The following is a 20,821-nucleotide window of genomic DNA, read 5'->3' as shown; positions in this document are numbered from 1 at the left end:
AGTTAAGAACTGTTATCAAAACTTGCATTATAATCCTTCGCAAAAAAGGATACAACTTGAGTAAAATTTATAATCTTGACAAAGACACAAAGATAGTTGAAAAAAGCGTCGTTAGCAAAAGGCTCTTTCAAAATAAAAACGCAAGCATCGATATATACGCATTTGATGAGGGCGAGGAGCTTGATCACGAGATGCTTTTTATAGATAGCCTTGCCTTCGTCATTGACGGCGAAGCGCAGCTTGAATACGGCGAAAAGCAGATGAAGCTTGGACGTGATGAGGCCTGCCTTATCGAGGCAAAAACCTGGCGAAAGCTCAAATTTACAAAGAAGACAAAATATTTACTAATAGATTTTAAGGAGAATGTTATGATAGATCATTTAGACAAAGCGAGTGTCTTTAGCCTCGCAGATGCCGTTAGCTACGAGAGTGGCAAGATAGTTAGTAAGACGCTTGTCAAAAACGAAAATGGCTCGATGTCGCTACTTAGTTTTGACAAAGACCAAGAGCTCTCAACCCACGCTGCCCCTGGCGATGCGCTACTTATCGCGCTTGATGGCGAGCTTGATTTAAAGATAGCTGATGAAAGTTTTCATCTAGTAAAGGGCGATAGCATCGTGCTTCCAGGCAAGATCCCACATGGCCTAAAAGTGAAAGATAAATTCAAAATGCTTCTAATCGTCACAAAAGACAAAATGTAAAAATAAGCCCTATTTTAGGGCTTTTCTCTTTTATAAATCACATTAAATTTACCCTTAATAACCCAAAAAGCAAAGTCATAATATAATCCCTTTAAAATTTAAAGAAGAGCTATGAAAAAAGAAAATTCCAAACTATTTTTACTACTATTTTTGGGCGCGCTTTCAGCTTTTGGACCATTTGTCACAGACCTTTACCTGCCAGCACTTCCAGCCATAACTGAGTGGTTTGGCACAAGCGTTTCAGCAACCCAGCTAACCCTTACAACCTCGATGGCAGGCCTTGCGATAGGCCAGCTAATAGTTGGTCCAATCAGCGATAAATTTGGGCGAAAAACGCCACTTACCATCTCGCTCATCATCTACACGATAAGCACGATTTTTATATTTTTTGCGCAAAATATCCAGTTTTTTATCTTTATGCGCATCATACAAGGGCTTGCAAGTGCGGGCAGTCTGGTTATCTCAAGAGCCGTTGTGAGCGACCTTTACAAGGGTCACGAGATGACTAAATTTTTTAGTCTTATGATGGTTGTAAATGGTCTTGCTCCGATATTTTCGCCCATAGGCGGCAGCTTGCTACTTAAATTTACCGACTGGCGCGGCATCTTTATGGCGCTAACGATCATTGGCATTTTGCTATTTATCGCAAATTTTTACTTCAAAGAGAGCCTAAGCCCTGCTAACCGCCTAAAAGTGCCTTTGCTTCAGACCTACAGCGTCTTTGGCAAAATTTTAAGAAAAAAGAAATTTATGCTATTTATTGCGATCCAGACATTTACGATGGCTGCGATGTTTGCCTATATCGCGGCATCTTCTTTTATCTTACAAGAGTTTTACCTGCTAAGCCCAGTAAGCTACAGCTTTTGCTTTGCGGCAAATGGTCTAGCCATCGTCATAGGTGCTAGGCTTGCAAGCTTGCTAAATGAACGAAAAGCACTAAAAACTGGGCTTTTTGGCACCTTGTTTGCTAGCATTTTTATAGCGTTTATGCTTTGCTTTAAATTTGAAGTGATCGGCGTTATCATCGCATTTTTCTTACTTTTGCTCTTTACTGGCTTTATCTTACCAACAGCCTCTTCACTTGCGATGAATGAGGGCAGAGAGTACGCTGGCTCAGCCTCGGCGGTGCTTGGATTTTGCCCATTTTTCTTAGGTGGCATCATCTCGCCATTAGTTGGGCTTGGTGACATTTTTTACTCGACTTCAATAGCTATTTTAGCTTGCAGCGTGCTTGCTTTTATATCATTTGTGGGGTTAAAAAGAGTTGCGTAAAATTTATCTTGTTTCAAACACAAAAACGACTGATGAGAGCGTTATAAATTTAAGCGTTAGTAAGATAGAGTTTTTGAAATTTGAGATAAATTTAAGCGAATATGACGCGCTTGTGGCAACCTCCAAAAATGCCTTTAAAGCTTTAAAATTTAATGGCATTTCGCCTATAAATTTGCCAGTTTTTGCTATCGCAAATAGTTGCGCAGCGGCGGCAAGAGAGTTTGGCTTTAGTGAAATTTACACTGGGCAAAATGCACACGGAGATGACTTTGCAAGAGAAATTTTGCCACTTTTAAAAGGCAAAAAGGTGCTTTATCTAAAGGGCAAAGATAGCGCTTCAAATTTCTTAGAAATTTTACAAAAGGGTGGCGTAAATATAAAGGCGGTCATCGCTTATGAAAATGTCTTAAATCCTTGCAAAATGGAGCTAAAACCGCCAAAAAATAGCATTTTGATCTTCTCATCTCCGATAAATGTGAGAAATTTTCTAACTAATTTTGGCTGGGACGAGAGCTACCAGACGATAAGCATCGGAAAGATTACTGCAAAAGAGCTAAAATTTAGCACGCCACTTGTTAGTCAAAGTCAAGATATAAACGCTTGTATCGCACTTGCCAAAACGTTACTTTAAGCAAAGAATTTATATAATTTTATTGCCTGAGTGAAGCGAGTCAGCATTTTACGGGGTCCAACACTTTTTTGTTAGCGAAAAGGTATGGGTGCCTTGCGATGTGGCTTCGTTTGAGCCTTAAACAGCGAGAAGTTGCAACCTTTTGGTATCCATCTATTTGCAAGATTGGCTTTGTTTATGGGCCACTCTTCTATGCGACGCCCACTTGGGTTTTTAAATTTACGGAGATAATATGAACATTCTCATAATAGGAAGTGGCGGCCGCGAATACGCCATTGCTCTAAAACTAAAAAGCGAAAAAAATATAAATTTATACTTTGCGCCTGGAAATGGTGCGACCTCACGCCTTGGTGAGAATTTAAACATAAAAGACTTTCATGAGCTAGCAAATTTTGCCAAAAAAAATAGTATCGAGCTAACTATCGTGGGACCTGAAGCGCCTCTTAGCGAAGGCGTGGTGGATATCTTTAAAAAAGAGGGTTTGCTCATCTTTGGACCAAGCAAAGCAGCTGCTAGACTTGAGGCTAGCAAGGCCTATATGAAGGACTTTTTAGCTAGAAATGATATAAAAACTGCAAAATATTTAAACACAGACGATAAAGAAAAAGCATTTAAATTTATTGATACCCTAAGCACTCCGATGGTTGTAAAGGCTGACGGACTTTGCGCTGGAAAAGGCGTGATCATCGCAAATTCTAAAGAAGAAGCCAAAGAGGCAGTTAGCGACATGCTAAGTGGGGCTAGCTTTGGTGATGCTGGTAAATTTGTGGTGGTTGAAGAGTTTTTAGACGGCTTTGAACTAAGCTTTTTTGCCATTTGTGACGGCGAAAATTTTGTAAGCTTGCCAGTTGCACAAGACCACAAACGCCTGCTTGACAACGACGAGGGTCCAAATACTGGTGGCATGGGTGCTTACGCTCCAAGTCCGCTTGCTTCAAAAGAGCTGATAAAAAGGGTCGAAGAAGAGGTGGTAAAACCTACGTTAAAAGGGATGAAAAACGAGGGCAGTCCGTTTTGTGGAGTGCTTTTTGTGGGGCTAATGATCGTGAAAAATGAGCCTTATGTGCTTGAGTTTAACGTGAGATTTGGCGATCCTGAGTGCGAGGTTTTGATGCCATTAATCGACGGAAATTTGAGTGAAATTTTACTAAACGCTGCAAAAGGCGAGCTAAAGCCTATTAGTTTAAAAGATGAATTTGCTGTTGGCGTCGTGATGTCTAGCAAAAATTATCCTTATAAAAGCAGCCCAAAGGCTAAAATTTCAGTTTTAAATGATGTAAAAGATGCACATATAGCTTACGCAGGCGTGAGCAAAGATGGTGATGAAATTTACGCAGATGGTGGCAGAGTGCTAGTCTGCGTGGCGACTGCAAAGAGCATAAAAGAGGCGCGTGATAAGGCCTATGAGCTTTGCGAAAATGTCAAATTTGACGGAGCGCACTTTAGAAAAGATATCGCGTGGCAGGCTCTAAAATGAGTATGCAGATAGAAGAGAAGCTTCAAAACGAAGAAATTTCACTTGCTCCTTTTGCTAAGAGGATCATGGCGTTTTCTATCGATGAGATCATAGTTTCGTTTCTTTTTATGATCATCTATTGGGAGCCTCTTTCTACTAGCACTAACTATGATGATGCTAGAAATTTAGTATTAAATTTATTTTGGCAAGTGGTCGCTTTAAAAGTAATCTATCACACATTTTTTGTTTGGTATTACGGCGCAAGCCTCGGGCAGATGATAACAAAGACGATGTGTATAAATGTAGAAATTTTAGACAAGCCAAATTTAACTCAAAGTCTTGTTAGGGCGATCTTTAGGATAGTTAGTGAAGCTTGTTTTTATCTTGGCTTTGCTTGGGCACTTTCAAACCCTGCAAGGCAGACTTGGCAAGACAAAATAGCAAAAACAGTGGTGATAAATGCGTAAAATTTTATTTTTAATTCCGGTTTGTGTTTTTAGTTTAAGTGCAGCAGTGCAAGATGTGCAGCTATTGGCTGATGATGTGAAGCAAGATAAGGGCATCGTAACGGCAAACAAAAACGTCGTTGTATATTCGCAAGAGTATCTTGTGACGGCTGATTGTGCTGTTTATGATCAAAACAACTCAGTCATTGAGCTCTTTGGCAATGTTAATATGATGAAGGGCAAAGACGAGGTCTCTCGCTCAAACTACGCTAAGCTAAATTTAAAAAACAACAACGCTGCTTTTGAGTCGCTCTTTATGATGAACAAAGATATGGAAGTGTGGATGAGAAGCGATGAGAGCAGCTCTGATAGTGAGTACTACAGGGTAAGAAAGGCGATGGTTTCAAGTTGCAACGTCCAAGATCCTGACTGGAGCATCACCTCAAGCTCAGCCATGCTAAACAAACAGAGTAAATTTTTGCACCTTTTTAACCCAGTCTTTCGCATAGCAAACGTGCCAGTCTTTTACCTGCCATACTTTGGCTTCTCAACTGATACTACAAGAAGGACAGGCCTTTTGCCACCAGAGCTTGGATACGGCAAGTCAGAGGGCTTTTACTACAAGCAGCCAGTCTATTTTGCACCTTATAATGAGTGGGATCTGGAGTTTGATCCGCAGATAAGAACAAACAGGGGCGCTGGAATTTACGGTGCTTTTAGATTTACTGATTCGCCTGATTCAAGAGGTGAGATCAGTTTTGGTTCATTTACTGATAAAAACAGCTACCGAGCCAAGCAAAAAAGCGAGACTTCAAACAGAGCTGAGCTAAAAAACAAAACCCATAAAGGTGTCGGGCTAAAATATGAAAGAGATAAGCTTATAAAATACCTTAGCGAGGCCGATCTGCAAGAGGGCATGTGGATAGATGCAACCAAGCTAAATGATATAGACTATCTAAATTTAAAGGGCAGAGACGATGACTATGACTCGCTTATCACCTCTAAATTTAACTACTTCATAGCAAATGACGATCACTACTTTGGTGCCTATGCGAAATACTACATAGATACCGAAAAGATCGGCTCAAAGAACGAAAACAAAGATACGCTTCAAGAGCTTCCATCGCTTCAGTATCATAAATTTACAGATGATATAGTCTTGCCAAATATCTTATATTCAATCGATCTTCAATCACATAGATATGATAGAAAGATAGGCGTTAGAGCAACTCAGTATGAATTTACTCTACCAGCTTCAGTGCATGTGCCACTGTTTGATGATAGCCTAACGTTTTCTTTTTACGAGTACCTTTACGCTTCAAGGATAAACTACGAAAACAAGATAAATTCATTTGATGACAAAAGAGAAGATAAACACGCAAATTTTGTAAATAACTACCATAAATTTGCTCTTCACACAGACCTTGCAAAGGCGTATGAGAGCTTTTACCACACTTTAAATTTTGGTGCTGAATACTTGCTGCCAGGCTATAGAAAAGGAAATTTAGACGACGAGTTTATCTATGACAAAGATCTAAATGAGTATGAAAATTTCTTAGCTCAAGATCAGAGCAAAGAAGAGGTTTCTGGCTATTTGACGCAGTATTTCTTTAACGGCAGTGGCAGAAAAGTCGTCAAACACAGCATCTCACAAGGTTACTACACAAAAGATGATGAGTATTCAAATTTAAAAAATGCCATCTACCTATATCCGTTTGAGAATTTTAGCCTTTATAACAAGCTAGAGTACTCACACAAAGATAGAGAGCTTAAAAAGGTGCAAAACGGACTTTACTATACGCACGATCTATTTTGGATAAATATGCTCCATACGATGAAAAAGAGCGATAGCAAGGCTAAAAATAGTGCAACAAAAGATAGCTACTTTACAAGTAGCGCTGGCGTGAAGCTCCCTCATCAATATAGCTTAATTGGCGGCTGGCAATACGACCTTGAGAGAAGCTACACAAAGAGCTGGAGAGTTGGCGTGCTTCATCAAAGGAAGTGCTGGAACTACGGGCTAATTTATCAACACGATGTCGAGCCGACAACAACGACAAATGGCTCAGCCTCAACTAAGAAAAGCGGCATCTACTTTACTATAAATTTCTATCCGATGGGCGGCTTGCACTATGACTTTTCACAAAGCAGCACCACTTCATCAAGTAGCAAATAAGATGGCTAGATAAATGGCAAGCGTTAAATTTAAAGATCAACTAGATGCAGCTAACAAGCTCATCGAGATCTTGCCAAAAAAAGAGCTAAATGACACTAAGACGATAGTTCTTTGCATGTCACTTGAGTCAGTTATCCTGACTGATGTGGTTTGCAGGGGGTTAAATTTAAGCTATGAGATGCTCTTTAGCGAGCCAATCCCTGCGCCAAATAACAGCGAATGCGACGTAGCAATAGTTAGTGAAACTGAGGATATCGTGCTAAACGATCCTCTCATAAAAGCTTTTAACATAAGCTATGACTACATCTACGGCGAGGCACATAGAAAATATGAAGAGAAAATTTTAAAAAATGTCTATAAATACAGAAAAGGAAATTTGATAGGAGAGCTAAAGGGGAAGAATATTTTACTGATCGATGAGGGGTGTGAGACTGGCATGACGGCACTCATCTGCATAAAGACGCTGCTTGATGTGAAGGTAAAATCCATCTCATACGCAACGCCGATGATAGCCACTGATGTCTTTGCAAATTTAAATGATATGGTCGATGAAATTTACACGATAAACAAGATCGTTGATTTTATCGATGTGGATTCGTATTACGAGAAAAAGATCGAGGCTACGAGCGAGCGCATCATGTCGATATTAGAAGAGAGCCCTCACTATTTACCGTTACAAAAACAACAAGGAGATAAAAATAATGCAATATAGTATAGAAGTCAATAATCAGGTCGAAATTTTTGACCTTAATAAAGTAGCTAAACAAGCTAGCGGGGCAGTGCTTTTAAGAGTGAAAAACACCGTAGTTTTAGCAACTGTGGCAAGAGAAGATGTGCAAGTTGAAGAGGACTTTTTGCCTCTAACGGTGCAATACATAGAAAAAGCTTACGCTGCTGGTAAAATTCCAGGCGGTTACGTCAAGCGTGAGACCAAGCCAGGCGACTTTGAGACGCTAACAGCTCGCATCATAGATAGATCACTTCGCCCACTTTTCCCAAAAGGCTACGCATATCCAACGCAGATCGTTGTCATGGTGCTTTCGGCTGATCCTGAGGTTGATTTGCAAGTTGTGAGCCTAAATGCGGCTTCAGTTGCGCTTTATCTTAGTGACATCCCTGTAAATCGCCCAGTTTGTGGTGTAAGAGTTGGCTATATAGATGATAAATTTGTCATAAACCCAAGCAACTCTGAGCTAAAACAAAGCGCGATCGATCTATATGTGGCTGGCACAAAAGATGAGCTTTTGATGATCGAGATGAGAAGCTTGCCTCAGCAAACTACGCAGCTCATACCGATGGTAGCGATTGAGCCGATGATAGATCCAAGCCTAAGCGATAGCATGGCGCAAAAGCAAGTGATGAATGAATTTAGTGAAGATAAGATGGTTGAGGCGATCGACTTTGCTGGCAAGGCTATACTAAGAGCTAGCAGCGCTTACGAAGAGGCGTTTAAAGAGCATAAAAAAGAGGACGCTGCACTTGAGCTAAAACCAGAGATAGAAAACGAAAATATCGCTATTTACATCGATAAATTTTATAAAGCAGAGGTTAAAAACGCGATCAATCAAATGGCAAAGAGTGAGCGTGCAAGCGAGCTTGGCAAGATCGCTAAGCAAATTTCAAGCGATGAGGTAGCTCAAAAAGAGGGCTGGGACGAGGCTGTTATCTCAAATGTCCTTGGTAAATATAAAAAGAAAATAGTAAGAGAGCAGATCATAAATGAGGGCGTTAGAGCCGATGGACGCGGGCTTGAAGAGGTTAGACCTATTAGCATCGAGACAAATGTCCTTCCAAATGCTCACGGCTCATGCCTCTTTACAAGAGGTCAAACTCAGGCGCTAGTTGTCGCCACTCTTGGCACAGATAGCGACGCTCAGATGTATGACATCCTTACTGAAAAAGCTCCTTTGGTTGAGAAATTTATGTTTAACTACAATTTCCCAGGCTTTAGCGTAGGCGAAGCAAGCCCGCTTAAAGCTCCTGGCAGACGTGAGCTTGGACATGGAAATTTAGCCAAACGTGCCCTTGCACCAAGCATCGACCTAGCATCTCCATATACGATAAGAGTCGTTTCAGAAATTTTAGAGAGCAACGGCTCAAGCTCTATGGCTAGCGTTTGCGGTGGTTCGCTCGCACTTAGAGCTGCTGGGGTCAATACCCAAAAACTAGTCGCAGGTGTTGCTATGGGTCTTATATTTGAAGGCGATAAACACGCTGTTTTAACTGATATCATGGGACTTGAAGACCACGACGGCGATATGGACTTCAAAGTTGCTGGCACAAGTGACGGCATCACAGCACTTCAGATGGACATCAAGCTTGGAGGCATCAGCTTAGAGGTGCTAAAAGAGGCGCTTTATCAAGCAAAACGTGGCAGAGAGCACATCCTTGCTCTAATGACACAGGCCGATAAAAATATAGAGATAAACGAGGATGTATTGCCAAAACTTGAGCTATTTAGCGTTGATCCAAGCAAGATCGTAGATATCATCGGTCAAGCTGGCAAGACTATAAAAGAGATCATCGAGAAATTTGAAGTCTCGATCGACCTTGATAGAGAAAAAGGCGAGGTTAAAATCGCAGGCGGTGCTAAGAAAAACGTCGATGCAGCAAAAGACTACATCATCTCTATCACTTCAAAAGAGAACTCTCGCTCATTTGGCAAAAAGCCGTTTAAACACGACAAAGACCGCGTAAAACCGACATTTAATATCGGAGATGAGTTTGTTGGAAGCGTAAAAAGCGTGGTTGATTTTGGAGTATTTATCGAGTTAAAAGACGGTGTAGATGGTCTGCTTCACATCTCAAAGATAAAGAGCCCATTAAACGTAGGCGATCAGGTAAAAGTGTGTGTGAGCGAGCAAAAAGGAAACAAAATTTCGCTCTCTTTGGTTGAATAAATTTTTAAAGGATAGATGATGAAATACAAAAAGTTGCTTTTTCCAATAGGAGCAGGGGACGATATCGAGCCAAGAATTTACGGTGCTTTAAAGGTTGCACAATGGTTTAAAGCTCACATGGAGATCCTCACTTGCCAACTAGATCCAAGCGTGGTTTATAATATGAAAATGACGCTTCGTGGTGGAGTGCTTTTTGAGGAATTTTTAAAATCAGCCAAGTCAGAGCTTGCGGTTGAGCACGAAGAGAACGAAAAGCTTTTTAATAAAATTTGCGCAGAGTTAGGCATAAAGGTGAGCGACGAGGTCATCGAAGATGTCTGCACTGCAAATTTCACGATCCATAATGGAAAAAGAAGCGCCATAGTCGAGCAAGAGAGTAAATTTTGCGATCTAGTCGTAGCTGCAGTGCCACTTGATGGCAAGATCACTGGCACATTTGAGTCAGCTGTTTTAAAAAGTGGCAAAAATGCGATCGTTATCCCTAGAAAGATGCGTGAATTTAGGGCTGATAACATCCTTGTAAGCTGGACAGGAACAACTCAAAGCTCAAGAGCTCTAACTGGCGCGATCGATCTTTTAAAGAGCGCTAAAAAGGTTCAGTGCATCACTTCAAAAGCAAGCCTTGGCGATAATGCCGAGCTAAATCTTAAAAAACTTGAAGAGTACTTTAAAGTTCATAATATCAGTGCTAGTTTTGAAGTTATAGCAACTACAACGATACCTGGCGAGGCGCTTTTAAAAGCTGCAAATGACAGAAATGCAGATCTCATCGTAGCTAGCAGATACGGCGAAAACGGACTAATGGAGATGGTCCTTGGCGGAACATCAAGATTTTTCTTAGAACATACAAATATCCCAGTTTATTTATAATGGATTGCGGCTTGGTCCGCGATCTAATTTTTTATTTTGCAAATTTTAAAATCTTACTCACTCGTCTTAGCAACTTACTAAATTTAGCCCTCGTAAAACTCGCCACTAAATTTAGAAGCGTGATATGCTTGTTCTTAAATTTTTAAAATTTGCCTACACTTGCCTGACGATAAAACGCATGCAGTGCGAAGCACTGAACATGCTACCTCTAACGTCGTCGGAGTTGAGGGATCGTTAAGGAGGGGGCTTCTTTGCTTCGCAAGCTCGTAACTGCAAGCAGACCGTAATTTAAGTCCCCTTGTCTCCCTCTGATAAATTTATATCGCAGAGTAAATTTTAAAATTCCATTCACTCGCAAGAATTGACTACTAAAATTTGGCTTCACTTGCAGCTTAGCTCAAATTTTAGAGCCGAAATTACTCGTTCATGAAATTTTAAAATTTGCTCGAGCCTCTTTGTTATAAAACGAACGCAGCATGACAGCTTAACCATGCGCTTTGCTCTTGCCACATACTAAAAATCTCTAAATTTTAAAGCTATCATTAAGCTTTCATCAAGCGCCTTATTAGCCAAAATTTTGTAAAATCCGCTCATTAAAAAGGATAAAAAATGAGTGAAAATTCTGGCTTTACGCACCTACATTTACACACCGAATACTCCCTACTAGACGGAGCAAACAAGATAGAAGAGCTAGCTCATATGCTCCATGACAGAGGTGACACGGCAGCAGCGATCACGGATCACGGCAACATGTTTGGCGCGATTGATTTTTACAAAAAGATGAAAAAAAATGGGATAAAACCGCTAATTGGCATTGAGGCATACGTGCATAACGGCGAACAGCTCGATGACAAGAGTACCAAACAGCGCTTTCACCTCATCTTAATCGCCAAAAACGAGACTGGCTATAAAAATTTGATGTATCTTAGCTCCATGAGCTACATCGAGGGCTTTTACTACTATCCTCGTATCAATAAAAAAATCCTAAAAGAGCACAGCGAGGGCCTAGTTTGCAGCTCTGCTTGCTTGCAGGGCGAGGTGAGCTGGCATCTAAATTTAAGCGAGCGCAATGTTAAATTTGGCGCAAAAGGCTACGAGCGGGCAAAAGAGGTCGCGCTTGAATATAAAGAAATTTTTGGAGATGACTTTTACCTTGAGATCATGCGCCACGGCATCGGCGATCAAAGGCGTATAGACGATGACATCTTGCGTATCGCAAAAGAGACTGGCATCAAGGTCATCGCCACAAACGACACCCACTACACTTTTAAAGAAAGAGCCGCCGCACACGAGGTTTTCATGTGCATCGCGATGAACAAAACTCTAGATGATCCAAACCGACTTCGCCACAGCGTCCATGAGTTTTTTGTCAAAAGCAAAGAGCAGATGAATGAGCTATTTTTAGATATCCCTGAAGTGATAGAAAATACCCAAGAGATCGTGGATAAGTGCAACCTTGAGATCAAGCTTGGCAACCCAACTCCGCCAAATTTTAAATTTACTCTTGAGTGCGCCAAGGAGAGAAATTTGACCCTCCCAGAGCCAGAAAACAGATATAGCTTCAAAAATGACGCTGTATTTTTCGAGCATGAGTGCAGAAAGGGCCTTGAAGAGAGGCTGAAATTTGTCCCTGAAAATTTACACGAAGAGTATAGAAAGCGCCTTGAGATAGAGATCGGCATCATCAATAAGATGAATTTCCCAGGATATATGATGATCGTTTGGGACTTCATCAACGAAGCCAAGCGCAGAGGTGTACCAGTTGGCCCAGGGCGTGGCTCGGCGGCTGGTAGCTTGGTCGCTTACTCGCTAAAGATCACCGACCTTGATCCTATCCCATACAACCTGCTTTTTGAGAGATTTCTAAACCCAGAGCGCGTTAGCATGCCAGATATCGACGTGGATTTTTGTCAAAGTAGACGTGGCGAGATCATCGACTACGTCACGCAAAAATATGGCAAATTTAACGTTGCTGGCGTTATTACATTTGGTAAATTGCTCGCAAAAGGTGTCATTAGAGATGTCGCTAGAGTCTGCGATATGCCTTATGCTGAGGCTGATGCGATGGCAAAGCTTATCCCTGATGAGCTTAACATCACGCTAAAAGATGCCTACGAGAAAGAGCCAAAGATAGCTGAGCTAATAAGTCAAAATCCAAAGGCGGCAAAAATTTGGAAATTTGCCCTTGATCTTGAGGGGCTAAACAGAAATGCCGGCCAGCACGCAGCAGGCGTTGTCATCTCAAACGAAGAGCTTTGGAACAAAACCCCGCTATTTCGCCAGCCAAACAGCCCAGAAGATCGCTTTGTGACGCAGTATAGCCTAAAATACCTTGAAGACGTTGATTTAATAAAATTTGACTTTCTTGGTCTTAAGACGCTAACGGTTATCGATAATGCGATCAAGCTCGTTAAACAGCGCACTGGCAGAGACATCATCTGGGAGCAGGTCGATAAAAACGACTCTGGCGTTTATAAGATGATACAAAGTGGCCAAGCCATCGGCATCTTTCAGATAGAGGGCGAGGGCATGAGAAAGCTAGGAACTAGCCTGCGCCCAGACTGCTTTGAGGATATCGTCGCGATGCTAGCACTCTACCGCCCAGGACCGATGGAGAGTGGTATGCTTGATGACTTCGTCAAGAGAAAACATGGCGAGGCGGAGATAACATACGCATTTAAGGAGCTTGAGCCGATCCTTGCGCCAACATACGGCGTCATCGTCTATCAAGAGCAAGTCATGCAGATCGTGCAAGCCATAGGTGGCTTTAGCCTCGGTGGGGCGGACCTTGTGCGCCGTGCGATGGGCAAAAAGATCAAAGAGGAGATGGATAGACTAAAGGGCGAGTTTGTAAAAGGCGCTGAGGCCAAGGGGCTAGACGGCCAAAAAGCGGACGATCTTTTCGAGCTGATCGTTAAATTTGCAGGATATGGCTTTAACAAGTCTCACTCTGCAGCCTACGCTTATGTCACATTTCAGACAGCTTATCTGAAGGCTTACTATCCGGCTGAATTTATGGCGGCACTTCTAACAAGCGAGGAGAGTAACGTCGATAAGATCGTTCGTTACATCGACGAGATAAAACGCATAAACATCGATACTTTGCCACCATCTATCAATAAATCAACCAAAGAATTTAGCGTCGTTAAAAATGAGGGTCACGACGGCATTATTTTTGGACTTGGAGCGATTAAAGGCGTTGGTGGAGCGGCAATTGAGAACATCATCGCTGAGCGTGACGCAAAGGGCGAGTTTAAGAGCATGGACGACTTTGTCTCAAGGATCGATCCATTTAAGGTCAATAAAAAGGTCTTTGAAAGCCTTATAAAAGCTGGCTGCTTCGATGAATTTGGCTTTAGCCGTAAGATGCTTTTGCAAAATGTAGAAAATATCGTAGAAGCTTGCAAAAATGCAGCTCAGATACGTAAAAATGCGGCTGAGAGCCTCTTTGGCGAAGATGATAGCATGAATGATGTGAAGATAAATTTCGTCACTATAGATGATGAATTTGACATCAAGCAGATCTTGAAATTTGAGCAAGAGAGCGTTGGCATCTACCTCTCAGGTCACCCGCTTGATGACTATAAGGACGAGATAAATAAGATCAAATACACGCTAAGCTCAGAGTTTGAGACCTTGCCACAAAGTGCTGAAATTTTAGTGGTTGGCAAGATCGAGGACTTTAGCACGAGGATCACAAAAAGCGGCAAAAAAATGGGCACTATAAATGTGCTTGACTTTCACGGTAACATCGAGATAGCCGTCTTTGAAAGAGAGCTTGGCAACATCGAAGATATCGTAAAAGACGAGGCAAAGCGCGATCTGCCTTATGCTTTTAGGATAAATATCTCGCGCGACGATCAGTTTGTTAGGACAAATTTAAATGAGGTTTATAGCCTAGAAGATGCGCAAAATTTAGACTTTAAGACTAGAAAGCTAAAGCAAAACTCTAAATTTAGCAAAAATGAAGAGGCGAGCGCCCCTCAAAAAGTAAGAGAGTATGCCGAACTAGAGGTGCTTTTAAGCCTTAGTGAGCTTAGCAGGCAAAAGCTGGAGCAAATTTACTCGCTAGTTTTTAGCAAAAATGCTCCAAATAATCAAAAACGGCTAATTTTGAAGATAAAAAATGAAGCAACTGGCGAAATTTTCATCTATAAGACTGAGTTTATCGTAAGTGATGATGTGGGCGAAGAGATAGAAAAGCTCGCTGCTTCGGCGTAAATTTAAGGACGAGAAATGTTTGATATTTTTAGAAAAAAGGGCCATCTTTTAGATGAACTTGGTGTGGATAAGTCTAGCTGGAGTGAGCTTTTTAGTGCTTGCCTTGGCAGAGCGATGCTGCTTCAAAAGAGATTATTTAAGCAAGTGGTTGAGGCTAGTAAGTGGCAGGCTGACTTTGAAAGCGGCAAAATTTACTTTGATGAAAAAGAGTTTGATATGCAGTTTATCGGCTCTGAGAGCTTTTCGTCTAACACTTGGCTTTGGGGATATGAAAATATAAATGGCTTTGACGAGCACTTGCTTGGCCTTGCAAACAGGGCGCGTGAGTTTGGCGAGAAATTTGGACTTGAAGCGTTTAGCACGGCGCAGTTTGAGCTAGATGAAGAGATAAATGGTCATACGATTAGCTTGGTTGCTTGCGTGGCGCTTGGCGAGGAGCTAAGCTACTATAAGATCGATTACGACGGAGGTGCTGCGTATGTTGCATTTATGGCGGAGGCTATCTTTAAAGAGCCAGTTTTAGCAAATGAAGTAATAAGCGTAGTAAATGAGTGTATAAGTGCCTATGAGCTTGATCACAAGCTTTTTATAAAAGGGTTTTTGCTGGGCTGCGAGATAAAATTTAGCGAAAACAAAGATGAGATAGTAGCTAAGTTTAAAGATGAACTTAGCTTCAAATTTGATGATCTTAATAGGCTGATAAATATTTCAGGTGTGATTTAGCAATAATTCAGCCATATTTTTAAGTCTAAATTCATAAAGCAAGTTTGAAATTTTATCTGCTGAGCTTAAATTTAGTCCTAGATCACTTGCTAACATTTTGTAATAAATTTGAGGATTTTGGCTTAGATCTATTGGCGGCGACTTGGAGCTTTTAGAAAGCTTTTTGGCTCCGTCTAAAAGTAACTTGTGGTGGATAAATTTAGCATTTAAAAAGCTAAAATTTAGCCTTTTTGCAAGGTATCTTTGAGCTAGCGTGCAAGGCAGCAAGTCCTCGCCTCTAACGACCAAATTTACCCCCATATCCTCATCGTCTATGACGCTTGCGAAGTTGTAAGCTGGAGTAAAATCCTTTTTATAAATGACAAAATCGCCCATCTGCGCTGCCACTTGCCTGCCAAGCTCGTCATTTTCATCAATGCTTAGTCTGATAGCGGTTTTATCTTTTATAAAATTTAGCTTTTTATCTTTGCAAATTTTAGTGTAAATGCCGTTTTCATAGGCATCTTTGGTGGCTCTTGTGCACTCACAAATGTAAATTTCATCTAGCTTTTTAAGTGCATTTTCATATCTTTTAGCCCTTGTTTTAAAGCTAAAATTACGCTCAAAGTCGCTAACGCTTGTAGCGCCTTTGTCATAATCTAGCCCCAAAAATTCTAAAACGTCAAAGATATTTTGAACAAATTCGCGCCGGTATCTGCCAAGGTCATAATCATCGATCCTTAAGTGCAAAACGCCACCCAGTGAGCGCGTCAGAAGATAAGTCAAGATGAAGTTATAGGCGTTGCCAGCGTGCAGATAGCCGCTTGGCGTCGGAGCTATGCGAGAGACTATGCCACCAGATGGTGGCAAATAGTCATTAATCCCTTGGTCTAGCCTCATTTACTCTTAAAGTGCGTCCGCCAAGTTCTTTTTCATTTAGTGCGTCGATCGCCTTTTGGCCCTCGTTCGCGTCGTCCATTTCAACAAAGCCAAAGCCCTTTGAGCGGTCTGTTTCTCTATCTTTTACGATTTTTGCGCGCTTTACTTCACCAAATTGTGCAAAAGCTTCCTTCAACTCTGCCTCTGTCGTTCTATACGACAAATTTCCTACATAAATGTTCACAGGATTATTCCTTAAAAAAATTATCGATCTGATCGATTAGAGAAATAATAGCTTATTTCCGTCAAAAAGATGTAAAAATCAAGAAAAATATTACAAAATTTTAAAAAATATCCTTAAATGCAACAAATCGCAACAATACGGCATTATAATATCTATCACTAAACAAAATTTATTCTTAAGTTTAAGTGGAATAATTAAATAAAAAATTACAATTTTTTTATAAACTATTTATAAAGTAAATCATTTTTTACTTTAAGATAGACCTCTTCGCCAAGCAAATTTTTCACTATAAAAAGTGCAAATTCCATAGAAAAAGCAGGTCCCTTGCCAGTGATGATATTTTGATCTTTTAGCACGTTTTTATCGCTCACGTAGCCTCTTTTGTCACTTCTTACATTCTCTTCAAAGCCAGGATAGCAAACAAAATGCTCTTTAAGCACACGAGCTCGCTCAAGCACCATAGGAGCGGCACAAATGGCACAAATTAGCTTACCCTCTTTATCAAATTTTTGCAAAATTTCTCTTAGTTTGGCGTCATTTGCAAGATTTTCTGCGCCAGGCAGACCCCCTGGAAGCACGATCGCATCATAGCCTAGCTCCTCCACCTCACGAAGTGTAACATCAGCTTTTACATTTATATTGTGAGCACCCCTGATCTGCGCGTCTTTTAAGCTAGCGATAGATGCTATCGCGCCTGCTCTGCGTAAAACATCGACGGAGGTTAGCGCCTCGATCTCCTCAAAACCATCAGCTAGGATTACGGCTACCTTTTTCATAAAATCGTCCTTTCTCATGTTATCTGTTCGTTAGGATAAATTTTATATAATCAAAGCTTATTTCACAAGAAAGGACAGAGCATGCAAGTAAAAATTATTTACTGCAACTCTTGAAACTATCGTCCGGTAGCTTCTCGTGTAGAAGATGAAATAAAAGCGAACTTTAGTGATGCAAGAGTCGAGTTGGTTGTAGGAGATGGTGGAAATTTCATCGTCGAGGTTGATGGAAACGTTATCTTTTCTAAAAAGGATCGCATCGGAAACGATGAGTCAAGGTTCCCACACGGCGAAGAGATCACAACTCTTATAAACAAGTATCTCAAAGAAAAGTCGGCTTAATGCTAACTAGCGGGGCAGGTGACTGCCTCGTTTTATTTTTTTGCCTAAATTCCACTCTCTTTTCTTAGTAAATTTATCTCATCTATCACCATTTGTGGCTTTAGATCTTTCATGCAAGCATGCGTTTTCAGCGGGCAAACTCGCTTCATACAGGGCATGCAAGCTAAATTTAGATGCACTATCTTTGCAAATTCGTTTCCCCAGGGCGAGGTCTCGCTAAATTTTGTCGGTCCAAAAAGAGCGATCGTTGGCACATGAAAGGCGGCAGCTACGTGCATAGGACCGCTATCGTTTGTGACGAAAATGCCATTTTTACTAAGCCCAGCTATGTGCGCACAAAGCTCTTTGATGCTGGTTTTGCCAACTAAATTTTGGCAAGCTACGCCATTTTCTTTTAAAATTTGCTCTATTTTTTCACAAATTTCTTGCTCGCCTTTGCCACCAAAGATAACGATATCAAACTCATCTTTGAAATTTAGTGCCACCTGCGCAAAATACTCTGGGTACCATCTTTTCGCACTTCCGTAGCTAGCACCTGGATTTAGAGCTAGTGTTTTTTTGCTTGAAATTTGAGGTGTAAAATGTAGCTTTAACTGAGTAGAAATTTCGCCCAAGCCAAGGGCATTTTTTACAAAATTTGCATATTTTAGCACCTGATGAAGGACGGTCTTACTCTTTTTAAATATGGCTTTTTTCTTAGCGTTTATAAAAAATAGCAAAAATTTGCTAGCAAACGAGCTTCTAAAACTAAGCGCTAGATCAAATTTACCAAGACTTTTTGCACTTTTAGCAAGAGATAAAAATCTAAATTTAGCCTTTTTGCTCTCATCAACGACCACTTTTTCGCAGTTTGGATGCGATTTAAAAAGCTCGCAGGCTACAAATGAGCCAAAAAAAACGATTTGTAAATTTTTCTCATTTTGCACTAAATTTTCGATCGCAGCGCTTGCCATCACGCTATCACCAAGCCAGGTTGGAAGCTCGATAAAAACTCTCATCTTAAAAGACTTTTTATCACATTAAGAGTGAGCTCAGCGTTTTTTTCGATGCTAAAATTTAGCGATAGCTCGTAAGCCTTCTCTTGCAGGCTCGCTAAAAGCTCGTGGTTTGTGAGAATTTCATCTATAAACTCCAGCGCGTTCTCATCATTTGGGCTTTGAAGTACAAATTTATCTTCTAAAATCTCGCTAGCGCCATTTTGAGCCGTCGTAAAGACCACGTTTTTAAAGCTAAGCGCTTCTAGTACGACATTTGAAAATGGTTCATAGTGCGTTGGAAAGATAAAAATATCGCTCGCCTCATAAAATTTCGCCGTGCTCTTTTGCTCGCCGACAAAGTAGGCGTTTAGTCCAAGTTTTTTAGCTAGGCGTTTGTAGCTTGAGATGTTTTTGTCTTTGCCGACAATGAGCGTATTTACGGGCGTTTTTAGCTTTGAAGCAAGGAGTAAAAACTCTTTTAGCCCCTTTCTTTTAAAGCCATTTCCCACAAAAAGCAGGGTCGCAAGCTCAAATTTAAGTCCAAATTCCTCACAAAGTGTGAGCTTTGCCTCAGCTTTTTGCACCTTTTGGGGTAAATTTACGCCGTTATAAATGGTCGTGATCTTTTCAGGCTCTATGCCGTAAGTCGCGATGATCTGCTCTTTTATGAAATTTGAGTTTGTGATGATCTTTTGAGAGTTTTTAAAGCACTTTTTCTCTAAGTATGGATAGACGAAATTTAGGGGGTTTAGCCACCAAAAGCTCTTTGTCGCCCTATAAACCTTATGCACGCCGTCTCCTGCCCTGTAGATATCAGCGCAGCTTACTCGCTCTAGGCTAAAGTAAAACTCGTCCTCTTTTTTTTGGCGTTTTACTTGGCGGTTAAAATTTAGAGCTTTTTTCCAAGAAGATATGCCAGCATCTCCAAGATATGAGCGAATTTCTGTTTGGATACCAAGCTCATTTAGGGCCTTAACAAGCCTTCTTAAGTATCTTTCAGCACCTCCAACTGCGTTTGGATTAGTTCTTAAAAATACTATTTTTTTCATCGATAACTCCTAAAGCCAGTGCCCAAAATAAGAGCATCAAAAGTGCGTTTTCATGGTGAAATGTCGTGTTTACAAGTGAAATTACATTTTGAAAAACAAGCATCAAAAGCGCTAGAAAAACTATGTTGTTTTGCCTGAAATTTTTAATAAATTTAATAAAAAGTGATAGTTGAAATACTAAATATGCAAGCAGGGCGATGATGCCTTTTTCGGTTAAAAATGTTAAAAAGGTGTTGTGCGCATGAGATACATTGACTTCAACGTTACCTGGAAAATATTTTGTTATATCTATGGTTTTAAACTCGCCAGATCCTATGCCAAAGAAAGGATGCTCAAGCCAAGTATAAAAGGCACTTGCAAAGATAGGATATCTTGTCTCTGATCCTGTTATACCCTTTGTTAGCTGACTGTAAATTCGTCCATCTTGCGTGATATTTGCTGATATATAAGTATAGGATATAGATATGACGCTAAATAAAATTATTAAGACAAATGATGTTTTTAGGTTAGCTTGTTTGTAAAAAAATTGATATAGTAGTATAGAGAAAACTGCAACAGGCAAAAGGTACATGGTGGCTCTTGAACCAGCAACCATGATGCCAAATACACAAATCAGGGCTATAGTTATACCTAAATATTTTTCATATATTTTTTTAAGCTCGGATACCGATATTAAAGCCACGCAAAAAACTAGCAGCATAAAGATGGCGCTATGGTTTACATGACCTATTGATTTAAGCTCTAAGAGTGCGGTTGAGTCGCTTGATGTAAATTTTTTAATGCAAGCAGGTACAAAGGCGACGATAAATCCAGCAAATAAGGCAAAAAATAGAAATTTAAAGTTTATCTTCTCGACACTAACACTTCTAGCTACAAAGAAAAACAACATACATCTTAATGGATCAAGCACTCTTGAAGGCGAAACCCCATTTACAAGGCAGCTTATAAAAGTGGCCAAAACAAAAATGAAAAGAGAGATATTGATAACATCAAATTTGAATTTCTTTTTTTCTTTAACGCAAATACAAATTCCAACTAAAACAAAAAGTATGAGTGAAATTTGTTTTAAGCCTTCGGTAACAGGTAGTGTGAATAACATCAAAAGCAAAAAAAAGTTGTAAAGTTTTGACATAATGTCATTTTTCATGCGTATCCTTTAAAATTTAAGTTTGTATTTTATCA

At 40.4% G+C, this 20,821-nt stretch carries 18 protein-coding genes; 12 read left to right on the top strand and 6 right to left on the bottom strand.

Annotation, left to right across the window (positions count from 1 at the left end):
- Window positions 1–56: 56 nt before the first annotated feature.
- The 11 genes from MTT09_RS08625 (at window position 57) to MTT09_RS08575 (ending at window position 15,396) form a co-directional block, all read left to right on the top strand.
- Window positions 57–701, top strand: a complete 645-nt coding sequence (locus tag MTT09_RS08625; RefSeq protein WP_149713404.1) for a cupin domain-containing protein — start codon at window positions 57–59, stop codon at window positions 699–701.
- 111 nt (window positions 702–812) lie between these two features.
- Window positions 813–1,973, top strand: a complete 1,161-nt coding sequence (locus MTT09_RS08620; RefSeq protein WP_429803532.1) for a multidrug effflux MFS transporter — start codon at window positions 813–815, stop codon at window positions 1,971–1,973.
- Complete coding sequence (locus tag MTT09_RS08615) at window positions 1,966–2,604, top strand: uroporphyrinogen-III synthase (protein ID WP_429803531.1); 639 nt, start codon at window positions 1,966–1,968, stop codon at window positions 2,602–2,604. Before MTT09_RS08620 ends, MTT09_RS08615 begins: the two co-directional genes overlap by 8 nt.
- A 232-nt stretch (window positions 2,605–2,836) precedes the next feature.
- Window positions 2,837–4,081 carry a phosphoribosylamine--glycine ligase gene (gene purD, locus MTT09_RS08610; RefSeq protein ID WP_429803530.1) on the top strand — a complete coding sequence of 415 codons (1,245 nt, stop codon included), beginning with the start codon at window positions 2,837–2,839 and terminating at the stop codon, window positions 4,079–4,081.
- Window positions 4,078–4,527, top strand: a complete 450-nt coding sequence (locus MTT09_RS08605) for an RDD family protein (protein ID WP_002941696.1) — start codon at window positions 4,078–4,080, stop codon at window positions 4,525–4,527. The genes purD and MTT09_RS08605 overlap by 4 nt, the downstream gene beginning before the upstream one ends.
- Window positions 4,520–6,682, top strand: coding sequence for an LPS-assembly protein LptD (locus tag MTT09_RS08600; RefSeq protein ID WP_429803529.1), 2,163 nt, complete (start codon window positions 4,520–4,522; stop codon window positions 6,680–6,682). Before MTT09_RS08605 ends, MTT09_RS08600 begins: the two co-directional genes overlap by 8 nt.
- 13 nt (window positions 6,683–6,695) lie before the next feature.
- On the top strand, window positions 6,696–7,394 hold the full coding sequence (locus tag MTT09_RS08595; RefSeq protein WP_429803528.1) for a sodium:proton antiporter: 699 nt from the start codon (window positions 6,696–6,698) through the stop codon (window positions 7,392–7,394).
- Window positions 7,384–9,582, top strand: a complete 2,199-nt coding sequence (locus MTT09_RS08590; RefSeq protein ID WP_103599107.1) for a polyribonucleotide nucleotidyltransferase — start codon at window positions 7,384–7,386, stop codon at window positions 9,580–9,582. Before MTT09_RS08595 ends, MTT09_RS08590 begins: the two co-directional genes overlap by 11 nt.
- Window positions 9,583–9,600: 18 nt before the next feature.
- The gene (locus MTT09_RS08585; protein ID WP_012140217.1) at window positions 9,601–10,452 is read left to right on the top strand and encodes a universal stress protein; all 852 of its coding nucleotides are present in this window, start codon (window positions 9,601–9,603) and stop codon (window positions 10,450–10,452) included.
- Window positions 10,453–11,061: 609 nt separating this feature from the next.
- Window positions 11,062–14,673, top strand: coding sequence for a DNA polymerase III subunit alpha (gene dnaE / locus MTT09_RS08580; RefSeq protein WP_429803527.1), 3,612 nt, complete (start codon window positions 11,062–11,064; stop codon window positions 14,671–14,673).
- A gap of 15 nt (window positions 14,674–14,688) precedes the next feature.
- A complete protein-coding gene (locus MTT09_RS08575; RefSeq protein ID WP_429803526.1) occupies window positions 14,689–15,396 on the top strand; it encodes a DUF6882 domain-containing protein in 708 nt (235 codons plus the stop codon).
- Here the strand turns inward: MTT09_RS08575 and MTT09_RS08570 are convergent.
- The 3 genes from MTT09_RS08570 to MTT09_RS08560 form a co-directional block, all read right to left on the bottom strand.
- On the bottom strand, window positions 15,382–16,275 hold the full coding sequence (locus MTT09_RS08570; RefSeq protein WP_429803525.1) for a glutamate--tRNA ligase family protein: 894 nt from the start codon (window positions 16,273–16,275) through the stop codon (window positions 15,382–15,384). The two genes, MTT09_RS08575 and MTT09_RS08570, sit on opposite strands and share 15 nt — an antisense overlap.
- A complete protein-coding gene (locus MTT09_RS08565; RefSeq protein ID WP_035142802.1) occupies window positions 16,253–16,498 on the bottom strand; it encodes an RNA recognition motif domain-containing protein in 246 nt (81 codons plus the stop codon). The genes MTT09_RS08570 and MTT09_RS08565 overlap by 23 nt, the downstream gene beginning before the upstream one ends.
- 224 nt (window positions 16,499–16,722) lie before the next feature.
- The gene (locus tag MTT09_RS08560; RefSeq protein WP_107791524.1) at window positions 16,723–17,274 is read right to left on the bottom strand and encodes a DJ-1 family glyoxalase III; all 552 of its coding nucleotides are present in this window, start codon (window positions 17,272–17,274) and stop codon (window positions 16,723–16,725) included.
- 81 nt (window positions 17,275–17,355) lie between these two features.
- Between MTT09_RS08560 and MTT09_RS08555 the strand changes: the two genes are divergently transcribed.
- Entirely contained in the window at window positions 17,356–17,613 is a 258-nt protein-coding gene (locus tag MTT09_RS08555; protein ID WP_257639680.1) for a SelT/SelW/SelH family (seleno)protein, read from the top strand.
- Window positions 17,614–17,657: 44 nt separating this feature from the next.
- Here MTT09_RS08555 and waaF read toward each other — a convergent pair whose 3' ends face one another.
- Genes waaF through MTT09_RS08540 form a run of 3 tightly spaced genes read right to left on the bottom strand, consistent with a single transcriptional unit; the run spans window position 17,658 to window position 20,786 of the window.
- Window positions 17,658–18,611 carry a lipopolysaccharide heptosyltransferase II gene (waaF, locus tag MTT09_RS08550; RefSeq protein WP_429803524.1) on the bottom strand — a complete coding sequence of 318 codons (954 nt, stop codon included), beginning with the start codon at window positions 18,609–18,611 and terminating at the stop codon, window positions 17,658–17,660.
- Window positions 18,608–19,639, bottom strand: a complete 1,032-nt coding sequence (locus tag MTT09_RS08545; protein WP_429803523.1) for a glycosyltransferase family 4 protein — start codon at window positions 19,637–19,639, stop codon at window positions 18,608–18,610. Before MTT09_RS08545 ends, waaF begins: the two co-directional genes overlap by 4 nt.
- A complete protein-coding gene (locus MTT09_RS08540; protein WP_429803522.1) occupies window positions 19,611–20,786 on the bottom strand; it encodes an O-antigen ligase family protein in 1,176 nt (391 codons plus the stop codon). Before MTT09_RS08540 ends, MTT09_RS08545 begins: the two co-directional genes overlap by 29 nt.
- Between the last annotated feature and the right edge of the window lie 35 nt (window positions 20,787–20,821).

The sequence above is a fragment of the Campylobacter concisus genome, from assembly GCF_050447505.1.
Lineage (GTDB): Bacteria > Campylobacterota > Campylobacteria > Campylobacterales > Campylobacteraceae > Campylobacter_A > Campylobacter_A concisus_BP.
This window is presented reverse-complemented; position numbering and strand designations above follow the sequence as displayed.